A 19,902-nucleotide genomic window follows, 5' to 3' on the forward strand; every position below is an offset into this window, starting at 1 on the left:
AACGTTCAGGTTCCGTTGGATATGTGACGCCGCGCACGTCGCGGGCGTCCCGTGCCGACCCGTGCGGCCAGATGCTCGACGATGCCCCCGGCGATATCCTGTCCGGTCACCGCCTCGATGCCCTCCAGGCCGGGCGAGGCATTGACCTCGAGCACCAGCGGGCCCCGGGCCGAGCGGATCAGATCGACTCCGGCGATCCCCAGGCCCACCACCTGCGCGGCGCGCACCGCGACGGCCTGCTCCTCCTCGGTTGCCACCGCCGCAGTCGCGCTGCCACCGCGATGGAGGTTGGAGCGGAAGTCCCCCGCCGGCGCCTGGCGCTGCATCGCGCCGATGACCTGGTCGCCGACCACGAAGCAGCGCAGGTCCGCGCCTTGGGCCTCGGCGATGAACTCCTGCACCAGGAAGTTGGCGTACAGGCCGCGCAGGGCCTCGACCGCGCCACGCGAGGCCGATGGTTTCTCGGTCAGCATGACGCCCGCGCCCTGCATGCCCTCGTTGAGCTTGATCACGTGCGGTGGCGGGCCGAGCATCGCCAGCAGGTCGTCGGTGTCGTCGGGATTATCGCCGAACACTGTGACCGGCAGGCCGATGCCCTCGGCGGCCAGCAGTTGCTGGCAGCGCAGCTTGTCGCGCGCCCGTGCGAATGCCGCCGAAGGATTGGGCGCGAAGCTGCCCATCAACTCCAGTTGGTGCAGCACCGCGTTGCCATAGCGCGCCACCGAGGTGCCGAAGCGCGGGATCACCGCATCAAAGGCCTCGATCGGACGCCCCTTGTAGCGCAGCGAAAAGCCCTCGCTGCTGATACGCATGTAACAGCGCAACGGATCGAGCACGCGCACGGTATGCCCGCGCGTCCGCGCGGCCTCGACCAGCCGGCGGGTGGAATAGAGCTTGGTGTTGCGGGACAGGATCGCGAGCTTCATCGCAGGACCGGGCAAGCACGCGGCGCCGACGGGCCGCATCGAGGATCGACGGGAACAGCTGCAACGAAAACGGCGACACCATCGTCGATGGTGCCGCCGCTGGAACTGGAGCGGGTGATGGGAATCGAACCCACGCTAGCAGCTTGGGAAGCTGCAGTTCTACCATTGAACTACACCCGCGCAGGGCTCCAGTCTATGCCGCCGCGGCGCGGCTTGGCAACGCCGCCGCGCGGGCGGCGGCGCGGCGGGCCTGAGCGGTCAGAACCCCGCGCCCAGGGTCGCGAACACCGTGGTGTGGCTGCCGGCCTTCTGGCCGACCGTCAGGGTGGCGCCGACATTGGCGTCCAGGCCGAACAGGCGCGCCTGGGTGCCGAGCGTCGCGGTGCCGTAGCTGCGGTCGTAGCCGCGAGCCGGCACCGCATAGTCCAGCGTCGAGGGCAGCGACTGCGCGCGTGCCCAGGCCTCGGTCGGCGCGTCCTCGAACTCGCGATCGACCGTCAGCCGCGCATACGGCCGCACGCCGCCGTCGCCGGCATAGGCGAACTGCCAACCGGCGCTGCCGATCAGCGAGTCGATGTCCTGCGAGGGATAGGCCAGCGAGGTCGACATCGTCGGATCGCTTTCGGCGAAGCCGTCGACCTCGATGCGCTGGCCCACCACCGACAGCACCGGGCCATGCTCCAATGGGCCATTGCCGAAGGTCCAGCCGGCATACAGCGCGGCGGTCGTGTTGCTGCCATCGGCCTGGCCGCTGTGCACGCGCGTCGCCGGCCCGATCTGCACGGCGCGGTCGGTGTCGAAGTCCAGCCAGCTGTAGCTCAGCTGCAGGTTCACCCAGCCGCCGGCCGCACTGCGCCAGTGCGCGAAGCCGCCGATGGTTGCTTCGCTCTGGTCCCAGCTGCCGCGGCGCAGGCCCCAGTCGTTGCCCTGCCGGCCGTAGCCGACGAAGCCGCCGAAGGTGGTGGCGCCCGACGTCCAGTCCAGGCCGGCGGTCAGCGCCGGGCCGACGCCGTCGTAGGCATCGCCGTGGTCGTAACGCTGCATGTCGGCGCGCACGTCGGCCCACCAGCGGCGGCCCTCGACCGGCGCAGTCGCCAGGCTCATCCGGTTGGCGACCCGATCGGCGCGCGCGCGGCCGGTCATCGCCGCCGACTGCGGCAGCACGGCGATCTGCTGCGGGCCGTCGATCATCGACACGGCCAGGTCGGCGATCATCGCTTGCGCGCGACTGGCCGGGTGCACCCCGTCGGCAAACAGATAGGTGTCGGCCGCGTCGGGCGCGACCAGCGAGCCCGGGTTGCAGAACAGCGATGAGGCACCGGCAGGCGCCGGCTGGGTCGCGCAGGCGACCGAGGTGACGTTGGTGAACCCGTAGCGCGAGGGATCGGCGACCACTTCCTGCAGGAAGTGGAAGGTGTCGACCGGGATCACCCGCAAGCCCTGCGAGGCGAGGCCGCCGTACAGCGCATCGTTGTAGGCCGTCGACAGCGCGGTGCCCTGCGCCATCGCCGCAGCACCGCCGGCACGGAACTGCGGAGTCAGGCCGACGTCCGGGATCGACGGCACGAGCACGTAACGCGCGCCCGCACCCTGCAGCGCGCCGACCAGGCCGACCTGCGCGGTCACCGCCGCGCCGATGATCTGCTGCGCCTGGCCCGGATTGGCCGCCACCGCGAACAGATCGTTGGCGCCGCCCCAGACCGAATACAGCGCGTCGGCATCGGCGCGGCCGCCGTTGGCCGACAGGTAGGTGCGCACCTGGGTCGCCAGCGAAGGCGTCGCACCGAGGGCGCCGCCAGTGTCGATCGCGACGCGGGCGCCGCCGACCGCGTAGTTGTCGCCGGTCTGGCCGTTGCCGTTGGCACTGGCATCGGTGCCGTAGCGATCGGCCACATGCTCGGCCCAGGTCAGGCCGGGATTGGTGGTGAATCGGCCCAGGATCGCGGTCTCTGGCCCGACCTCGCGCACCAGCACCGGCCGGAAGTAGCCGGCATCGGTCAGGCTGTCGCCGAAAAACACGGTGCGGGAAAACGTGTCGGCGGCGAGCGCCGGAACGGCCGCTGCGGCAAGCGCGACGGCAAGGGCGGCACGGATCGGCCTGGACGATGACATGGGGACTCTCCTGGAAAAAGGCGGCGATTATCTGCCGGTGGGCGACCGGGCCCCGTACGGGACCGCATTGCCGCGATGATCCCGCCACACGCTGCGCGCAGCACGCCGCACTGCGTCATGCCCATGGCCCGGCCAACGTGCACCGCGCGCCGCGAACGGGGACAATCGCGGCATGAACATCCGACTCAATGGCGAAGACGCCGAGATCGATCCGGGCAGCACGATCGCCGCCCTGCTGCAGGCCCAGGGACTGGGCGGGCGCCGCGTGGCGGTGGAGGTCAACGGCGAGATCGTCCCGCGCGGTCGACACGACGCGCACGTCCTGGCCGACGGCGACCACGTCGAAATCGTCCATGCATTGGGAGGGGGGTGAGCCCCCGTGCTGATCCGATGCCCTCCGGCATCGGATGCGGGGGCGAACGCCCGCACAGGGATGTGCGGGCAGGACACCCCGACGCCTGTACCGCCACGCCATGGATGGCAGCGGGGCTGTCACCAGCACCATGAGCGCTTGTCCGAGCCCTCCGGCTCGGACGCATTCGCGAACGCCCGCACACGGATGTGCGGGCCGGACAGCCCGGCGCCAGCACCGCCACGCCAGGGACGGCCGCCACAGCCCCTCTTGCGTCTGGATGCTGATCCGATGCCCTCCGGCATCGGATGCGGGGGCGAACGCCTTCCCTGAGAACCGCACGCAAACGCGCCTCCGGCGCGTCCGCCACACCCGCGCCGCTTGGGCGATAATCCCGGGATGAGCATTCCTTCCCCCTCGCGCGACACCGGCCTCGTGGTCGCCGGCAAGACCTACCGTTCCCGCCTGCTGACCGGCACCGGCAAGTTCGAGGATCTTGAGCAGACCCGCCTCGCCACCGAAGCCGCTGGCGCGCAGATCGTCACCGTCGCGATCCGTCGTACCAACATTGGCCAGACGCCTGGCGAGCCCAACCTGCTCGATGTGCTGCCGCCCGACCGCTATACGATCCTGCCCAACACCGCCGGCTGCTACACCGCCGATGAGGCCGTGCGCACCTGCCGGCTGGCCCGCGAACTGCTTGACGGCCACAACCTGACCAAGCTCGAGGTGCTGGGCGACCAGCGCACGCTGTTCCCCGACGTGGTGCAGACGCTCAAGGCCGCCGAACAGCTGGTCGCCGATGGCTTCGAGGTCATGGTCTACACCTCCGACGATCCGATCCTGGCCAAGCGCCTGGAGGAGATCGGCTGCGTGGCGGTGATGCCGCTGGCCGCGCCGATCGGCTCGGGTCTGGGCATCCAGAACCGCTACAACCTGCTGGAGATCGTCGAGAACGCGAAGGTGCCGATCATCGTCGACGCCGGCGTCGGCACCGCCTCCGATGCCGCGATCGCGATGGAACTGGGCTGCGACGGCGTGCTGATGAACACCGCGATCGCCGGCGCCCGCGATCCGGTGCTGATGGCCTCGGCGATGCGCAAGGCAGTCGAGGCCGGCCGCGAAGCGTTCCTGGCCGGCCGCATCCCGCGCAAGCGCTTCGCCAGCGCATCGTCGCCGGTCGACGGCCTGGTCGGCTGACGCCCGCGCGATGACCGACCCGTTCTCCAGCGAAGGCGCCAAGGCGCCGCCCAAGCCGTTCACGGTGACCGAGGGCCGGCGCGAAGTGCGCAGCTTCGTATTGCGCCAGGGCCGGTTCACGCCGGCGCAGCAGCGCGCATTCGACGACGCCTGGCCACGTTTCGGCCTGGACTACGCCGGCACGCCGCGCGACCTCGACGCCGTGTTCGGACGGCAGGCCTTGCGGATTCTGGAGATCGGCTTCGGCAACGGCGAAGCGCTGCGCCATTCGGCACGAATGGATGCGGCACGCGACCACATCGGCATCGAAGTGCATGCGCCGGGTGTGGGGCGCGTGCTCAATGGCCTGGCCGAGGACGGCAGCGACCATGTCCGCGTGTACCACCACGACGCGGTCGAGGTGCTGCGCAACGAGATCGCCGATGGCGCGCTCGACGAGATCCGGATCTACTTCCCCGATCCCTGGCACAAGAAGCGCCACAACAAGCGCCGGCTGGTGCAGCCCGCGTTCGCCGCGCTGCTGGTGTCCAAGCTGCGCGCGGGCGGGCGCCTGCATCTGGCGACCGACTGGCAGGACTACGCCGAACAGATGTGGGACGTGCTCGACGCCACCCCCGGCCTGCGCAACCGCGCCGGCCCGCGCGGCCATGTGCCGCGACCGCCGTGGCGCCCGCAGACGCATTTCGAGAGCCGCGGTCTGAAGCTGGGCCACGGGGTCTGGGATCTGCTCTACGACCGGGACCCGTAATCCATGATGCGTGATCGGGACTCGCAGGGCGCCTCCCCGGCACGGAAGCACATCGGCTTCCGCCACTGGCCGTCGCATTGGAAAGCGTCATCACACTGATGGATACCGGACTCGCGCTCACCACCGACATGAAGATCGTCCTGGGCCTGGTGGGCCTGACGATGGTGCTGTTCCTGTTCCAGCGCGTGCGCGCGGACCTGGTGGCCCTGGTGGTGCTGGTGATGCTGGGCCTGACCGGCCTGGTGGCGCCCGAAGACGTCTTCAACGGGTTTTCCTCCAACGCGGTGATCAGCGTCATCGCCACGATGATCCTGGGCATGGGCCTGGACCGCACCGGTGCGCTCAACCGCCTCGCCGGTTGGCTGCTGCGACGGGCCCGGGGCATGGAGAACCGCCTGTTGCTGCTGACCGCGGCCACCGCCGGTCTCAATTCCTCGGTCATGCAGAACCCGTCGGTGATGGCGCTGTACATGCCGGTCGCCGCGCGATTGGCTTCGCGCTCGGGGCTGCGCCTGGCGCAGATCCTGCTGCCGGTCTGCGTGGCCATCGTCATGGGCGGCGCGCTGACGATGGTCGGCACCTCGCCGCTGATCCTGCTCAACGACCTGCTGACCGCGGCCAACGCCAACATGCCCTCCGGCGCGGCGACGCTGGAATCGCTGAACATGTTCGCGCCGCTGCCGATCGGTCTGGCGCTGCTGATCGCCGGGCTGGCCTACTTCCATTTCTTCGGCAACCGGCAACTCGGCGAACTCAACGACGGCGGCGACGGCCCGGTGACCCCGGCGCGGACCCAGAGCTACTTCGCCAGCGCCTACGGCATCGAAGGCGACGTCTTCGAGCTCGTGGTGACCGCCGAAAGCCCGCTGGTGGGCATGACGTTCGCCGAGGCCGAGGCGATCCACCACGCGCCGCTGCTGCTGGCGCTCAAGTCGGAGAACGAATCGCGCCTTGCCCCGCCGGCCGATGCGCGCATCTGGGTGGGCAGCGTGCTCGGCGCAATGGGGTCGCGACAGCAGGTCGCCGACTTCGCGCAGAACCAGTTCCTGCGCATGAGCTCGCGACTGCGGCACTTCGGCGACCTGTTCAATCCCAGCCGCGCCGGCATCGCCGAGGCAGTGATCCCACCGACCTCCAAGTTCATCGGCAAATCGGCCGCCGAACTGAGCCTGGGCAAGAAGTACGGGGTCCGCTTGCTGGCGATCAACCGCGACAAGACCGTGCTGCGCGAGAATGTGCGCAGGATGACCCTGCGCGCTGGCGACATGCTGGTGCTGCACAGCATCTGGCAGGACCTGGCGCGCACCGCCAAGTCGCTCGATTTCCTGATCGTGACCGACTACCCCAAGGGCGAGCAGCGGCCGCACAAGTTCAAGATCGCGATGGCGATCTTCGCGGTGACGATGCTGATCGCGCTGTCCTCGCGCATCCCCACCTCCGTGGCGCTGATGACGGGCGTGGCGGGCATGCTGGTGTTCGGCGTGCTGAAGATGGACGAGGCTTACAGCGCGATCAACTGGAAGACCGTCTTTCTCATGGCCTGCCTGATCCCGTTGGGCTGGGCGATGGACTCCAGCGGCGCGGCGGCCTGGGTTGCCGGCCACAGCATCGAGCGGCTGCCGACCGGCCTGCCGGTCTGGCTGCTGGAGATCGCGGTCGCGCTGCTGACCGCGGCATTCTCGATGGTCATCAGCCACGTCGGCGCGACGATCGTCGTAGTCCCACTGGCGATCAACCTGGCGCTGGCCGCCGGCGGCAACCCGACCGCCTTCGCACTGATCGTCGCGCTGTCGGCCTCCAACAACTTCGTCACCCAGTCCAATCCGGTGATGTCGATGATCATCGGCCCGGCCGGTTACACGGCCAAGCAACTGTGGCGGATCGGGCTGCCGATCTCGTTGATGTACACCGCGATCGTGGTGCTGATGGTCAACCTGCTGTTCGACTGACGGCCGGCGCGATTGGCGCCCACGGCGCTCATCCCAGCAGCACGTGCCCGTCCCGCACCTGCACCGGCACGGCGCGCAGCGCCTCGCCCTTGCACGGCCCCGCGACGCAGACGCCATCGGCGGTGCGGAAACTCGCGCCGTGCGCGGCACAGACGAGGTGCCCGTCCTTGGAAGCGAGGAACTGACCGGGCGCCCAGTCGAGTCGGCGGCCAGCGTGCGGACAGATGTTGAGCCAGGCGCGCACCCGGCCGCCATCGCGGTGCAGCACCAGCGACTCGGGCTCACCATCGACGACGCCTTCGGCCTCGGCGAAGCCGCCATCGGCGATCGCATCGAGCGCGAGCAGCGTGGCGCCATCACGTGGATTTAACGAACGCATTACAACTCCGAGAGGCGACCGACCGATACTGGACCCCTCGGCCAACCCGGTCATTGTGTCACGAGCATTGCAGCCGCCATGTCGAACGCCTTTTTCCGCGATCTCCACGCCCGTTTCGATGCCTCCGGTGTCCGTGCGGTGTTCGCGCCGCGCAAGCCGCGGCACCCGGCGTTGCGGGTGTTGCTGGGCCTGGTCGGCGTCGCCCTGCTCGCGGTGCTACTGGTGGCCGGCCTGTTCGTCGGCGCCGCAATGCTGCTGTTCGGGCTGGCCCGCCGCTTGCTGGTGCGCGGCGGCGACGCCTCGCCGGCCCACGACGACCGCATCGTCGAGGCCGAGTATCGCGTCGTGCGCAATCGCGACCAGCCGCTGCTGCGCTGAGCGCAGCAGCGGCCGCATCCAGATCTCTGAGCCGATGACCGATCCGTCGTACGACGTGGTGCCTGCTACGGCGCCGACCCGCTTGGCTGTCCGAGGTGGCGGCCGCTTCCCGGTCCGGCGCGTGTACTGCGTGGGCCGCAACTTCGCCGACCACGCCCGCGAGATGGGCGCTCAGGCGCCCGCCTCGAAGGCCGAGCGCGGCACGCCGGTGTTCTTCGCCAAACCCGCCGATGCAGTCGTGACCTCTGGCGAGGTGCCCTACCCCAGCGCCACGCGCGAACTGCATCATGAGGTCGAACTGGTCGTGGCGATCGGCCGCGACGCGCCGCCCGGCGAACTGCCGGTCGACAGCGCCGCCGAACTCGTCTACGGCTACGCGGTCGGCCTGGACCTGACCCGTCGCGACCTGCAGGCCGCCGCCAAGGCCAAGGGCCTGCCCTGGGACGTGGCCAAGGGGTTCGACGCTTCGGCGCCGGTCGGCGAGCTGGTGCCTGCGGCGGTCATCGGCGCGCTGGCGCCGCGGACGTTGTCGCTCGACGTCAACGGGACGCTGCGGCAATCGTCGACGCTCGCGCAGCTGATCTGGGATGTGCCCGAGATCCTGCACGAACTGTCCAAGCTGTTCGCGCTGCGCGCCGGCGACCTGGTGTTCATGGGCACGCCGTCCGGCGTTGCCGCGCTGCATCCTGGCGATGTCTGCGTTGCCCGGCTCGACGACGTGCTCGAGCTCCACTGCAAGGTCACTTCGCCGCCGCTATAGTCCTGCGCGCATTCCACTTACAGCGCAGGAGACATCATGGGCATACTCGCCGAGTTCAGGGAATTCGCCGTCCGCGGCAACGTCATCGATCTCGCGGTCGGCGTCGTCATCGGTGCAGCGTTCGGCAAGATCGTCACCGCACTCGTCGAGAACCTCATCATGCCGTTCATCGGCCTGCTGACCGGCGGCATCGATTTCTCCCGATGGGCGATCACGTTGCGTGCGGCCCAGGTGGACGCCGCCGGCGAGGAGATCCCGGCACTGGTGCTGGGCATCGGCAACGTCGTCAACACCATCGTGCAGTTCGTCCTCGTGGCATTCGCGATCTTCATCGCGGTGCGCTTCATCAACCGCCTCAAGCGCCAGCAGGCCGAAGCGCCGGCTGAGGAGACGCCCGCCGAGCCCAGCGAGGAAGTGAAGTTGCTGCGCGAGATCCGCGACGGCCTGCGCAAGCCCGAAGCGCCGATCGTCTGATCGGCGTTCCACGCCGGGACCTCCGGCACATCGCTTCGAGCGGGTCGTGCGCGACAATGCGCACGACCCGTTCCTGTTCCAGCCGGAGACCGCGCATGCGCCCTGCCCCGCTTCTGAACGTCCTTGCCCTCGCCCTGTTGTCGGGCGCACTGCTGGTCCCCGGCACGAGCCACGCGCGCGAAGCGGCGCCGGTGACGCAGGCGTCGCTGGATGCCGCAGCGCAACTGCGCGAGCGCGCATTGCAGGACGGCACCGCGTATCGGTTGATCGAGTCGCTGACCACGCAGATTGGCCCGCGCCTGCCGGGCAGCGAGGCCGATGCGCGCGCGGTCGCGTGGGCCAAGGCGCGATTCGCCGAGCTCGGCTACGACCGGGTGTGGACCGAACCGGTCACCTTTCCGAAGTGGGAACGGCGCAGCGAGCACGCGGCGGTCGTCGGCCCCTACGCCCAGCCGCTGGTGCTCACCGCACTGGGCGGCAGTCCGGGCGGCGAGGTCTCGGCGCAGATCGTGCGCTTCGACAGCCTCGCCGCGCTCGAGGCCGCTGACCCGGCGACGCTGCGCGGGCGCATCGTGTTCGTCGACATCCCAATGGCGCGCTCGCGCGACGGCAGCGGCTACGGCGCGGCCGGCGCAATCCGCAGCCGCGGACCGTCGATCGCCGCGCGCAAGGGCGCGGCCGCCTACCTGATGCGCTCGATCGGCACCAGCCCGCATCGCGTCGCGAACACCGGTATCACCCGCTTCGACGAGGACGTGACGCCGATCCCGGCGGCCGCGCTGTCGCTGCCCGACGCCGACCAACTGACGCGCCTGCTGCGGCTGGGACCGATCGAAGTCGCCCTCGCGCTCGATTGCGGTTGGAACGGCACGTACACCTCGCAGAACGTCATCGCCGAACTCACCGGCCGCGAGCGCCCGGACGAGATCGTGCTGATCGCCGGCCATCTCGATTCCTGGGACCTGGGCACCGGCGCGGTCGACGATGCCTCGGGCGTGGGCATCACGATGGCCGCCGGGCATCTGATCGCGCAGCAGCCGCAGCGTCCGCGGCGCAGCGTGCGCGTGGTCGCGTTCGCGAATGAGGAACAGGGCCTGCTGGGCGCGCGCGCCTATGCCGACGCGCACGGCGGCGCCGATGTGATCGCCCGGCACGTGATCGGTGCGGAGAGTGACTTCGGCGCCGGTCGCATCTACGGCTTCAACACCAGCGCGCCAGCGGGACAGCGCGCGACCAGCGACGCGATCGCCGAGGTGCTGCGTCCGCTCGGCATCGATTATCTGCAGGACAAGGGCAGCCCGGGCCCGGACATCTCGCCGCTGGCGGCCAAGGGTGGCGCCTGGGGCTGGCTGGGTCAGGACGGCACCGACTACTTCGATCTGCACCACAACGCCGACGACACGTTCGACAAGGTCGACCCCGACGCGGTCGCGCAGAACACCGCGGCCTATGCAGTGTTCGCGTGGCTGGCCGCAGACTCCGACGAAAGCTTCGGCAGCGCGCCCAAGACCGACCCCACGCCGGCGCACTGAGGCAGCGCGCGCTCAGGCGCGCATGCGCGCGTGGCGGTCAGCGGTGCTGCTGCCGCCACTGCGCCAGCAGCACGGCGGTGGCCGAAGCGACATTGAGGCTCTCGACCGCGCCGCTGCCGGGGATGCCGAGCTTGCTGTCGCAGGCCTCGGCGAGTGCGGCGTCCATGCCCTCGCCCTCGGCGCCGAGCACGTAGACCAGCCGCGACGGCAGCGCGGCCTCGAACAGATCCTCGCCGCCGCGCACGACCGTGGCGGCCAGCTTGAAGCCCGCGCTGCGCAGTTGCGCCAGCGCGTTGTCGTCGCGGCCCAGACGGACGAAGCGCACGGCCTCCGCGCCACCTTCGGCGACACGCGCGGCCGCGCCCGACAGCGCGAGCGATGCGTCCCGGGGCAGCAACACGGCACCGACGCCGAAGTGCGCGGCCGAGCGCAGGATGGCGCCGAGGTTGTGCGGGTTGCCGACCCCATCGAGCCATAGCGCGCAGGCCGGGCCTTCGGGCAACGCCTGTAGCCAGTCGCCGAGCGGCAGCGGCGCCTCGCGCAGCACGTCGGCGACGATGCCCTCGTGATGCGTGCTTGCGGCGAGTTTGCGCAGGTCGTCTTCGCCGACGACGCGGTAGCCCACCCGGTTGGCCGCGCACCACTTGAGCATCGGCTGCAGCTGCGGGATGCGCGCCTCGGCCAGATACAGCTTGCGGATCGCCTCGGGTCGCCGTGCGAATACCGCCTCGATCGCATTGCGCCCATACAGGCGCATTTCGCGACGGTCCTCCCCGGCGTCCTCCGCAGACGCCGCAGCAGGGGCCGGCCGTGACGACGCGGCGGCCGGCGGCGTCGTGCGTGCACGCCCCCATGGACTGTCACGACCCGGCGCGGGCGCCGGCGTGCGGGGCGTGTCGCGGTCGCGACCGGACCAGGGGGACTTCGTCATGTCAGGGCACCTTGCGCCAGAAATCGGCGTTGCGGATGCCCAGCTTGTCGGGATCGAAGACCGGATCGAGCCCCAGCTTCTTCTGCTGCTCGTAGTCGCGCAGCGCCTGCAGCGCCGGCTTCTGCAGGATCAGGATCGCGACGATGTTGAGCCAGGCCATCAGACCCACGCCGATGTCGCCGAGCATCCAGGCCATTTCGGCGCTGCGGATTGCGCCGAAGATCACCATGCCCAGGATCGCCAGACGCAGCAGCAGCGTCCGGCCCGGACGCGCGACGTGATTGTTGAGGTAGGTCAGATTGGTCTCGGCCATGTAGTAATAGGCCATGATCGTGGTGAACGCGAAGAAGAACAGCGCCACCGCGACAAAGATCGCGCCCCAGCCGGGCAGGATCGACTCGATGCCCGCCTGCGCGAAGCCCGACCCGGCCTCCACACCCGGCAGCGCTTCGTGCAGCATCGCGCCCTCGGGGCCGACGACGTTGTACATGCCGGTGGCCAGGATCAGGAACGCGGTCGAGGTACAGACCAGCATCGTGTCGAAGTAGATCGCCCAGGCCTGCACATAGCCCTGTTTGGCCGGATGCGAAACCTCGGCCGCCGCAGCGGCATGCGGCCCGGTGCCCTGACCGGCCTCGTTGGCATAGATACCGCGCTTGACGCCCCATTCGACGGCCAAGCCGAGCATTGCGCCGAACCCGGCGTGCACCCCGAACGCGCTCTCGAAGATGATGCGGAACATCGTCGGCACGAAATCGTAGTTGATGACCATCACCGTGACCGCGGTGAGGATGTAGGCGATCGCCATGAACGGGACCACCAGTTCGGCGAACGCGGCGATGCGCTTGACGCCGCCGAAGATGATGACCGCCAGCATCAGCGCCACGACGATGCCGATGCCCGCTTTGAGTGCGGTGCGTGCCTCCATGCCCATCCACTGGCCGGACAGGTCGCCGCAGACCGTGCTGCCGGCGCAGACGTTGGCGATGCTGTCGGCGATCGCATTGGCCTGCACACCCGGCATCAGCAGGCCTGCCGCCAAAAGCGTCGCGAACGCGAACGCCAGCGCATACCACTTCAGGCCCATCGCCTTTTCGATGTAGTAGGCCGGACCACCGCGGTAGCGACCTTCGGCGTCTTTTTCCTTGTAGATCTGCGCCAGGGTGCACTCGACGTACGACGTCGAGGCGCCGAGGAAGCCCATCACCCACATCCAGAACACCGCGCCCGGGCCGCCGAACGCGATCGCGGTGGCGACGCCGGCGATATTGCCGATTCCGATGCGTCCGGCCATCGACATCGCCAGCGCCTGGAACGAGGACACCCCGGCATCGGACTTCTGGCCGGTGAACGTGAGCCGGGTCATCTCGATGAAGCCGCGCACCTGCATGAAGCGGGTACGAAGCGTGAACCACAGGCCGGCGCCCAGGCACAGCGCGATCAGCGCCTTGCTCCAGATCAGACCATTGAGGGCGGTAAGCAACTGATCCATCGATCTGGCTCCGGGCTGGACGGGGACGGGGGACGCGGACACACGAAGGATCGATTTTCCACGATCAGGGGTCCGAATGCGACGCACTGTCGCAGCGGCGGACATTGCGCCTTCCGGCGCCAGGGGTCAGCCCGGCGCAGGCGGACCGCCGCGCAGCAGTCCGAACAGCCGAAGATCGTGCAGCCCATCGGCCTTGCGGATCGCGCCGCGCAATCGGCCCTCCTCCACGAAACCGCTGCAGACGAGCACCCGCGCCGAGGCCGGGTTGAGATCGAGCACGTTGGCGTGCAACCGCGTCAGCGCCAGCGCGTCCATCACCCAGGGCACGTAGACCCCGACCACCCGGCGCATGATGCCGCGGTTCCAATGCACGCGCGCCAGCCAGTAGCCGAGCTCAGCCGAATGCGCGCGCTCGCCTGTCCCCTGCCGGGCATCGATGCTGCCGCAGGCCTCGCCGTCGATCTCGATCGCCAGCACCGGCCCCGACAGGTCGACAACCTTGCCGGCCAGGAACGCCTCGCCGTCGGCGCGCGTATAGGGATGCGGAAAGCGATCGCTGAGCCCGCCCACAACCAGCGGATCATCGGCATGCCGCAGCAACGCTTCGAGATCGCCATCACGCCAGCGCCGCAGCACGACGCCGTCCCCCTCGATCCGCACGCCGTCCCAACGCATCCCCCGCCTCCAATCAAGAACCGGGATCAGAGTGCAATTTCGCGCGGCCGATTGCACCCGGAATTGCACGCTGACCCCGGTTTTGGATCAGGCGTGGCCGCCGACGGCGGGGGTTTCGGCTTCCAGGCGCTCAAGTTCCTGGGCCAGGGCTTCAGGCGAGCGAGTGAACGGCGCGAGCAGGGCGTAGAACGCCGGGACCACGAACAGCGACAGCAGGGTCGAGAACGCGACACCGAAGATGATCACGATACCGATCGTCGCCCGGCTCGCCGAACCGGGCCCACCGGCCACGACCAGCGGGATCGCGCCGACGATGGTCGCGGTCGAGGTCATCAGAATCGGACGCAGGCGCACCGCCGAGGCCTCGGCGATCGCCTCGCGGACGTTGCGCCCCTCGTCGCGCAACTGGTTGGCGAACTCAACGATCAAGATGCCATTCTTGGCCGCCAGGCCGATCAGCATGACGATGCCGATCTGACTGAACAGGTTGAGCGTGCCCCCCGTCGCCCACAGGCCCAGCAGCGCGCCGAGCACCGCCAGCGGCACGGTCAGCATGATCACCAGCGGATGGATGAAGCTCTCGAACTGCGCGGCCAGCACCAGGTAAACGATCATCAACGCCATCGCGAAGGTCAGCAGCACCGCACCGCCCGCTTCCTGGAACTCGCGGCTCTCGCCCTTCCAGTCGATCTGCGCGTAGTCGGGCAATTCTTCCGCGGCCACCTGGCGCGTCCACTCAAGCGCCTCGCCCATCGAGTAACCCGGTGCGAGCCCGGCGCTGATGGTGATCGCGCGCAACCGGTTGAAGCGGTTGAAGCTGCCGGGCTCGGCGATCTCGCTGAGCGTGACCAGGTTGGCCAGCGGCACCAGCGCATCGTCGCGTCCCCGCACATAGGTGTCGGCGAGGTCGGTCGGGTTCATGCGCCGCTCGCGACCAGCCTGCAGCAGCACGTCGTACTCCTCGCCATTGTCGACGAAAGTGGTGACCTGGCGCGAGCCCATCATCGTTTCGAGCGTGCGCCCGATCTCCTGCACCGAGACGCCCAGATCGGCCGCGCGCTGGCGGTCGATGTCCACACGCATCTGCGGCCGCGTTTCCTTGTAGTCGGAGTCCGGATCCTGGATGCCGGGGTTCTCGCGCATGCGCGCGAGCATGCGATCGCGCCATTGCGCGATCTCCGCGTAATCCGGCCCGCCCAGCACCAGCTGATAGCGCTGGCCGCGGCTGCCGACCAGACCGCCCGGCACGTTCGCGCGCACCTGCACACCGGGCAGCTTGGCGAACTCGGCGCGCAGCGCCTCGACCACCTCGACGGTGCTCTGCTTGCGGTGTTTCCAGTCCTGCAGGAACACGATCACCTGGCCGGTGTGCATGTCCTCGCTGCCGCCCCAGCCGCGCGGCACGCGGGAGTTGGCGCGGGCGATCGGCTGGTCGTCGCCGACCAGCGGCGCGAAGATCGCCTCGACGTGATGCATCTGACCGACCGTGTAGTCGAAGCCCGCGCCCTCCGGGCCGTCGACGCCGACGAAGAACCGCCCGCGGTCCTCGGCCGGCGACAGCTCGCTGGGCACGCGCGCAAACAGCAGCACCGCAGCGGCCATGCATATCGCGATCGCCGCCACGAGCAGCAACAGCAGGCGACCGGCGGGCAAGGCCACCAGCGTGTCCACGCGACGGCCATAGCCGCTGCCCAACCGCGCCAGCTGCCGGTTCATCCACGCATTGAAGCCGCGTTGCTTGGTATGCGGCCGCACCAGCTTGGAGCACATCATCGGCGTGAGTGTCAGCGCGATGAACGCCGACAGCGCGACTGCGCCGGCCAGCGCAACCGACAGTTCGCGGAACAGCCGCCCCGAATTGCCCTCCATGAAGCCGACCGGCAGGAACACCGCGACCAGCACCGCGGTCGTGGAGATCACCGCGAAGGCGACCTGCGCGGTGCCGCGGCGCGCGGCCACCAGCGGCGGCTCGCCGAGATCGGCACGGCGCTGTACGTTCTCCAGCACGATGATCGCATCGTCCACGACCAGGCCGATGCACAACACCAGCGCCAGCAGCGTCAGCAGGTTGATCGAGAAACCGAACACGTACAGCGCAATGAACGCCGCGATCAGGCACACCGGCACGGTCAGCGCCGGGATCAGGGCCGCGCGCAGACTGCCCAGAAACAGCCAGATCACCAGGAACACCAGCACCATTGCCTCGCCCAGCGTCCAGTAGACGCGGGTGATCGCCGCATCGATGAACACGGTGTTGTCGGAGGCGACGAAAATCTCGGTGCCCTCGGGCAGCGTTTGCTGGATGCGCTCGGCCTCGGCCCGCGCGGCGCGCGCGACGTCGAGCGCGTTGGCCGTCGAGGTGCGCACGATGCCCAGGCCGACGTTGGGCACCGAGTTGCTGCGCATGTAGGAGCGCCGCTCGGCCGAGCCCAGTTCGATCTGCGCCACATCGCCCAGGCGCACGACATAGCCATCGCTACCGCGGCGTACCGGAATTTGCGCGAACTGCGACGGCTCGCGGAAGCCGCGCTCCACGCGCAGGGTGAAGTCGCGGGTCCGCGACTCGATCCGGCCGGCCGGCAACTCGACGTTCTCGGTGCGCAGCGCATTCTCGACATCGGCAGCGGTGATGCTGCGCGCGGCCATCTCGTCGCGGTCGAGCCAGATCCGCATCGCATAGCGATGGCCGCCGCTGAGCAGTACGCGCGCCACGCCGTCGAGCGAGGACAGCCGGTCGAGAATGTAGCGGTCGGTGTAGTCGGTCAGCTCGAGCGTATTCATCGTGCTCGAACGCAGGTTCAGCCAGACGATCGCGTCGGCATCGGCCTCGACCTTGGAAATCTCCGGCGGGTCGGCCTCGATCGGCATGCGGTCCATGACCCGGCTGATCGCATCGCGCACGTCGTTGGCGGCGGCCTCGATGTCGCGGGTCAGGTTGAATTCGATGGTGACGTCGGCGCGGCCGTTGCGGCTGCGCGACTCGATCGTGCGAATGCCCTCGATGCCCGACAGCGCGTCTTCGAGAATCTGCGTGATGCGGGTCTCGACCACGGCCGCCGAAGCGCCGGGATAGCTGACGTCGACCGAGACGATCGGCGGGTCGATATTGGGCAACTCACGCAGCGTCAGCCGGGTGAACGCCATGATGCCCAGTGCCACCAGCAACAAACTGATCACCGCCGCGAACACCGGCCGACGGATCGAGACATCCGACAGTTTCATCGCACCTCGTCTCCGGCGGCATCGGCGTCCTCGGCCGATTGCGCCTTGGCCTCCTGCACCGTGCCTTCGACGATCTTCATGCCAGGCCGCAGTTTGCCCGTGCCGTCGAGCACGATGCGCTCGCCCGGCGCCAGGCCCTCGACCAGTTCGGCCAGGCCATCCTGGCGCACGCCGATCTCGACCGGCGCCTGCTCGACCGTCTCGTCCTCGCGCACACGGTAAACGAAGGTGTCGCGACCGACCTGGATCACCGCGATCTCCGGCACCATCAGCGCCTGGCGGGTGCGCTGCTGCAGGCGCACCTGGATCAGCATGCCCGGACGCAGCCGGCGGTCGGGATTCCCAAACGCGCCGCGCACGGTGACTGCGCGAGTATTGGCATCCACGCGCGCGTCGATCGTCTGCACCACACCCTCGAACTCGTCGGCCGGATACGCCGCGCTGCGTCCGAACACGCGCTGCCCCGGCGCGATCGCCGCCAGCCGGGTCTCGGGCACGGGGAAATCGACATAGACGGTCGAGACATCGTCGAGCGTCGCGATCGGGGTGCCGGGCGTGACCAGCGCACCCGGGCTGACCTGACGAATACCCAGCACCCCGGCGAACGGCGCGCGGATGGTGCGGTCGCCGACATTGGCCCGCATCTCGGCCACATTCGCAAGGGCGGCGTCGCGGGTCGCCCGCAGGGTGTCGAGCGAGGCACGTGCGATCAACTGCTGATCCACCAGGCCCGCACCGCGTCGGAACTGCTGCTCGGCCTCGAGCGCCGCCGCCTCGGCTGCCTCGAGCGCCGCCTGCTGCTGGCTGCCGGTCAGCGTGACCAGCACCATGCCGGCATCGACGTCGTCGCCACTGTCGAAATGCACCCGCTGCACCGTTTCGCTGACCTTCGCGGTCAGCATGATCGACTCGCGCGCCTTGACCGTGCCCAGCGCCGCGACGGTGTCGTTCCAGTCGCGCAGCGCGGCGACCGTCGTGGTCACCGGTACCGCAGCACCGGCCTCCGGGCGGGCCGCATTATCCGGACTGCCGCAGGCTGCGAGCATCGATGCGAGGAGGGCGACGAACGCGCACGACACGGTGCCGCGGCGGCCTGGGGCTTGCTCGGACAAGGGAAGACCCTGAGACGGTGAAAGCGCCGGAGTGTACCCGCTGGCTCGTGACGCCGACTGTGCCATCGGATGGTGTCGAAAAAACAGCGTTCCATGTCAACGCATGGTCCGCCGGCGCGTTTTGTCGCAGTCTGGAACGACCGCGCACCGCGCCTGCCCCCGCGAGTTCCTCATGGCCCTGTACGACAGCATCCTCGACACCATCGGCAACACGCCCATCGTCCGGCTGAACAGGCTGGCGCCACCCCATGTCGCACTCTACGCCAAGGTCGAATCCTTCAATCCCGGCGGCTCGGTCAAGGACCGTCTGGCGCTGGCCATCGTGCTCGATGCCGAGCGCCGCGGCCTGCTCAAGCCCGGCGACACGATCGTCGAGGCCACCTCCGGCAATACCGGCGTCGCCCTGGCGATGGTCGCGGCCGCGCGCGGCTACAAATTCGTCGCCACGATGGTCGAGACGTTCTCGATCGAACGTCGCAAGCTGATGCGGGCTTACGGCGCCAAGGTGATCCTGACCCCGGCCGCCGAGCGCGGCTCGGGGATGGTGCGCAAGGCGCGGGAGCTGGCCGAGCAACACGGTTGGTTCCTCGCCAGCCAGTTCGCCAACCCCGCCAATCCCGCCTACCACCGCAACACCACCGCGGCCGAGATCCTGCGCGACTTCGCCGGCCGCAGACTCGACCACTTCGTCACTGGCTGGGGCACCGGCGGCACGCTGACCGGCGTGGGCGAGGTCCTCAAAGTCGCCCGCCCCGAGGTCAAGGTCACCGCGGCCGAGCCCGCTGGGGCGGCCATGCTGCAGGGCAAGGACTGGGCGCCGCACAAGATCCAGGGCTGGACGCCCGACTTCGTGCCCGAAGTGCTCAACCGCGACATCGCCGCGCAGGTGCTGTCGATCGACGACGGGCTGGCGATCGAGACCGCGCGCCGGCTTGCGGCCGAAGAAGGCATCTTCGTCGGGATCTCGGCCGGCGCCACGGCCGCCGCCGCGCTTGAGGTTGCCAAAACCGCCAGCGACGGCGAGGTGATCCTGACGATGCTGCCCGACACCGGCGAGCGCTACTTCTCCACGCCGCTGTTCGCCGACGTCAACGAAGGCTCGGACGACGACTGGCTGGCGGGCCTGCCGTGACGGCCGCTCGGCGCTAGCCCTGCCCCATCAACAGCGCCAGGCCGGCGCCGAGCGCCAGCAGCAACGCCACCCAGAGCAGCCAGCCATACCGGCCGCTGTCGCCGACGACGACCGTCTCCTGGCGCGCCTCGCGCAGCAGCGGCGAGGCGTGTCGGGACACGGTCTGCCGCGCGGCCTCATCGTCGAGCGCCGGATCGAGCTCGCGCAGGCGCCGCGCCGCGTCCTCGGTATTGCCCGTCGCGATCCGCGCCGCGACCTCGGTGGGCAGCGTCGCCTCGCCCACAGGTCGCGCCTGGGATGACGGGCGGTACGGGTCGTCGCGCCCGTCGAGGGCCTCGACCGTGTCCTTCGCGGCCCGCAGCGACAGCCCCGGATTGGCATCGCGCAGGACCTTGATCGCCTCAAGCGTGCGCCCGCGGCGCATCAGGTCGTGGACGGGGGACGGGACGTGCAGCGGCGCGCGATCGCTCATTGAAAAGTCACTCTCGGGACAAGACCGGCCGCCAGCATCGCGCAGACGGCGTGATG

Annotated in this window: 17 protein-coding genes, 1 tRNA gene and 1 pseudogene; 9 read left to right on the top strand and 10 right to left on the bottom strand. The window is 69.4% G+C overall.

Annotated elements, in window-relative coordinates; translation table 11 throughout:
* Positions 1-5: 5 nt before the first annotated feature.
* The 3 genes from rimK to MNO14_RS12390 form a co-directional block, all read right to left on the bottom strand.
* Complete coding sequence (gene rimK, locus MNO14_RS12380; protein WP_241944027.1) at positions 6-926, bottom strand: 30S ribosomal protein S6--L-glutamate ligase; 921 nt, start codon at positions 924-926, stop codon at positions 6-8.
* A gap of 106 nt (positions 927-1,032) precedes the next feature.
* Positions 1,033-1,106, bottom strand: a tRNA-Gly gene (locus MNO14_RS12385).
* 78 nt (positions 1,107-1,184) lie between these two features.
* Entirely contained in the window at positions 1,185-3,038 is a 1,854-nt protein-coding gene (locus MNO14_RS12390; RefSeq protein WP_241944028.1) for an autotransporter domain-containing protein, read from the bottom strand.
* A gap of 172 nt (positions 3,039-3,210) precedes the next feature.
* On the opposite strand from MNO14_RS12390, the gene thiS reads away from it, so the two are divergent.
* From thiS to MNO14_RS12410, 4 genes are all read left to right on the top strand, one after another.
* On the top strand, positions 3,211-3,411 hold the full coding sequence (gene thiS / locus MNO14_RS12395) for a sulfur carrier protein ThiS (protein ID WP_241944029.1): 201 nt from the start codon (positions 3,211-3,213) through the stop codon (positions 3,409-3,411).
* Positions 3,412-3,789: 378 nt separating this feature from the next.
* On the top strand, positions 3,790-4,590 hold the full coding sequence (locus tag MNO14_RS12400) for a thiazole synthase (RefSeq protein ID WP_241944030.1): 801 nt from the start codon (positions 3,790-3,792) through the stop codon (positions 4,588-4,590).
* Between the two features lie 10 nt (positions 4,591-4,600).
* A complete protein-coding gene (trmB, locus tag MNO14_RS12405; RefSeq protein WP_241944031.1) occupies positions 4,601-5,338 on the top strand; it encodes a tRNA (guanosine(46)-N7)-methyltransferase TrmB in 738 nt (245 codons plus the stop codon).
* A gap of 98 nt (positions 5,339-5,436) precedes the next feature.
* Positions 5,437-7,287 carry an SLC13 family permease gene (locus MNO14_RS12410; protein WP_241944032.1) on the top strand — a complete coding sequence of 617 codons (1,851 nt, stop codon included), beginning with the start codon at positions 5,437-5,439 and terminating at the stop codon, positions 7,285-7,287.
* Between the two features lie 28 nt (positions 7,288-7,315).
* Here MNO14_RS12410 and MNO14_RS12415 read toward each other — a convergent pair whose 3' ends face one another.
* Entirely contained in the window at positions 7,316-7,666 is a 351-nt protein-coding gene (locus tag MNO14_RS12415; protein ID WP_241944033.1) for a Rieske (2Fe-2S) protein, read from the bottom strand.
* 78 nt (positions 7,667-7,744) lie between these two features.
* On the opposite strand from MNO14_RS12415, the gene MNO14_RS12420 reads away from it, so the two are divergent.
* The 4 genes from MNO14_RS12420 to MNO14_RS12435 all read left to right on the top strand — a co-directional run bounded on the left by MNO14_RS12420 (position 7,745) and on the right by MNO14_RS12435 (position 10,810).
* Positions 7,745-8,044 (top strand): hypothetical protein, encoded by a 300-nt coding sequence (locus MNO14_RS12420; RefSeq protein ID WP_241944034.1) that lies wholly within the window; start codon positions 7,745-7,747, stop codon positions 8,042-8,044.
* A gap of 34 nt (positions 8,045-8,078) precedes the next feature.
* A complete protein-coding gene (locus MNO14_RS12425) occupies positions 8,079-8,804 on the top strand; it encodes a fumarylacetoacetate hydrolase family protein (protein WP_241944035.1) in 726 nt (241 codons plus the stop codon).
* A 36-nt stretch (positions 8,805-8,840) separates the two neighbouring features.
* Positions 8,841-9,278 (top strand): large-conductance mechanosensitive channel protein MscL, encoded by a 438-nt coding sequence (mscL, locus tag MNO14_RS12430; protein ID WP_241944036.1) that lies wholly within the window; start codon positions 8,841-8,843, stop codon positions 9,276-9,278.
* 95 nt (positions 9,279-9,373) lie between these two features.
* Positions 9,374-10,810 carry a M28 family peptidase gene (locus MNO14_RS12435; protein ID WP_241944037.1) on the top strand — a complete coding sequence of 479 codons (1,437 nt, stop codon included), beginning with the start codon at positions 9,374-9,376 and terminating at the stop codon, positions 10,808-10,810.
* Positions 10,811-10,847: 37 nt separating this feature from the next.
* Here the strand turns inward: MNO14_RS12435 and MNO14_RS12440 are convergent.
* The 5 genes and pseudogenes from MNO14_RS12440 to MNO14_RS12460 all read right to left on the bottom strand — a co-directional run.
* A pseudogene (locus MNO14_RS12440) lies at positions 10,848-11,669 on the bottom strand (TrmH family RNA methyltransferase); the annotation flags it as partial.
* A 73-nt stretch (positions 11,670-11,742) separates the two neighbouring features.
* Positions 11,743-13,233: an alanine/glycine:cation symporter family protein gene (locus MNO14_RS12445; RefSeq protein ID WP_241944038.1), complete on the bottom strand. Its 1,491-nt coding sequence runs from the start codon at positions 13,231-13,233 to the stop codon at positions 11,743-11,745.
* Between the two features lie 126 nt (positions 13,234-13,359).
* The gene (locus MNO14_RS12450; protein ID WP_241944039.1) at positions 13,360-13,908 is read right to left on the bottom strand and encodes a GNAT family protein; all 549 of its coding nucleotides are present in this window, start codon (positions 13,906-13,908) and stop codon (positions 13,360-13,362) included.
* Between the two features lie 87 nt (positions 13,909-13,995).
* Positions 13,996-17,130 (bottom strand): efflux RND transporter permease subunit, encoded by a 3,135-nt coding sequence (locus MNO14_RS12455; protein ID WP_241944040.1) that lies wholly within the window; start codon positions 17,128-17,130, stop codon positions 13,996-13,998.
* Positions 17,127-18,242: an efflux RND transporter periplasmic adaptor subunit gene (locus MNO14_RS12460; protein ID WP_343226395.1), complete on the bottom strand. Its 1,116-nt coding sequence runs from the start codon at positions 18,240-18,242 to the stop codon at positions 17,127-17,129. Before MNO14_RS12460 ends, MNO14_RS12455 begins: the two co-directional genes overlap by 4 nt.
* Positions 18,243-18,414: 172 nt before the next feature.
* Here MNO14_RS12460 and cysK point away from each other — a divergent pair, with 172 nt between their 5' ends.
* Positions 18,415-19,374, top strand: coding sequence for a cysteine synthase A (cysK, locus tag MNO14_RS12465; RefSeq protein ID WP_241944041.1), 960 nt, complete (start codon positions 18,415-18,417; stop codon positions 19,372-19,374).
* A gap of 13 nt (positions 19,375-19,387) precedes the next feature.
* On the opposite strand, the gene MNO14_RS12470 is transcribed toward cysK, so the two are convergent.
* Positions 19,388-19,846 carry a hypothetical protein gene (locus MNO14_RS12470; protein WP_241944042.1) on the bottom strand — a complete coding sequence of 153 codons (459 nt, stop codon included), beginning with the start codon at positions 19,844-19,846 and terminating at the stop codon, positions 19,388-19,390.
* Positions 19,847-19,902 lie beyond the last annotated feature (56 nt).

This window comes from Luteimonas sp. S4-F44 (assembly GCF_022637415.1).
Lineage (GTDB): Bacteria > Pseudomonadota > Gammaproteobacteria > Xanthomonadales > Xanthomonadaceae > Luteimonas.

Excerpts from the sequence above, each read along its gene's own strand:
- MNO14_RS12455 (WP_241944040.1), bottom strand. The coding sequence starts at position 17,130 with ATGAAACTGTCGGATGTCTCGATCCGTCGGCCGGTGTTCGCGGCGGTG.
- MNO14_RS12390 (WP_241944028.1), bottom strand. The coding sequence starts at position 3,038 with ATGTCATCGTCCAGGCCGATCCGTGCCGCCCTTGCCGTCGCGCTTGCC.
- MNO14_RS12470 (WP_241944042.1), bottom strand. The coding sequence starts at position 19,846 with ATGAGCGATCGCGCGCCGCTGCACGTCCCGTCCCCCGTCCACGACCTG.
- MNO14_RS12425 (WP_241944035.1), top strand. The coding sequence starts at position 8,079 with ATGACCGATCCGTCGTACGACGTGGTGCCTGCTACGGCGCCGACCCGC.
- trmB (WP_241944031.1), top strand. The coding sequence starts at position 4,601 with ATGACCGACCCGTTCTCCAGCGAAGGCGCCAAGGCGCCGCCCAAGCCG.
- rimK (WP_241944027.1), bottom strand. The coding sequence starts at position 926 with ATGAAGCTCGCGATCCTGTCCCGCAACACCAAGCTCTATTCCACCCGC.
- MNO14_RS12415 (WP_241944033.1), bottom strand. The coding sequence starts at position 7,666 with ATGCGTTCGTTAAATCCACGTGATGGCGCCACGCTGCTCGCGCTCGAT.
- MNO14_RS12450 (WP_241944039.1), bottom strand. The coding sequence starts at position 13,908 with ATGCGTTGGGACGGCGTGCGGATCGAGGGGGACGGCGTCGTGCTGCGG.
- cysK (WP_241944041.1), top strand. The coding sequence starts at position 18,415 with ATGGCCCTGTACGACAGCATCCTCGACACCATCGGCAACACGCCCATC.
- mscL (WP_241944036.1), top strand. The coding sequence starts at position 8,841 with ATGGGCATACTCGCCGAGTTCAGGGAATTCGCCGTCCGCGGCAACGTC.
- MNO14_RS12420 (WP_241944034.1), top strand. The coding sequence starts at position 7,745 with ATGTCGAACGCCTTTTTCCGCGATCTCCACGCCCGTTTCGATGCCTCC.
- MNO14_RS12435 (WP_241944037.1), top strand. The coding sequence starts at position 9,374 with ATGCGCCCTGCCCCGCTTCTGAACGTCCTTGCCCTCGCCCTGTTGTCG.
- MNO14_RS12410 (WP_241944032.1), top strand. The coding sequence starts at position 5,437 with ATGGATACCGGACTCGCGCTCACCACCGACATGAAGATCGTCCTGGGC.
- MNO14_RS12400 (WP_241944030.1), top strand. The coding sequence starts at position 3,790 with ATGAGCATTCCTTCCCCCTCGCGCGACACCGGCCTCGTGGTCGCCGGC.
- MNO14_RS12445 (WP_241944038.1), bottom strand. The coding sequence starts at position 13,233 with ATGGATCAGTTGCTTACCGCCCTCAATGGTCTGATCTGGAGCAAGGCG.
- thiS (WP_241944029.1), top strand. The coding sequence starts at position 3,211 with ATGAACATCCGACTCAATGGCGAAGACGCCGAGATCGATCCGGGCAGC.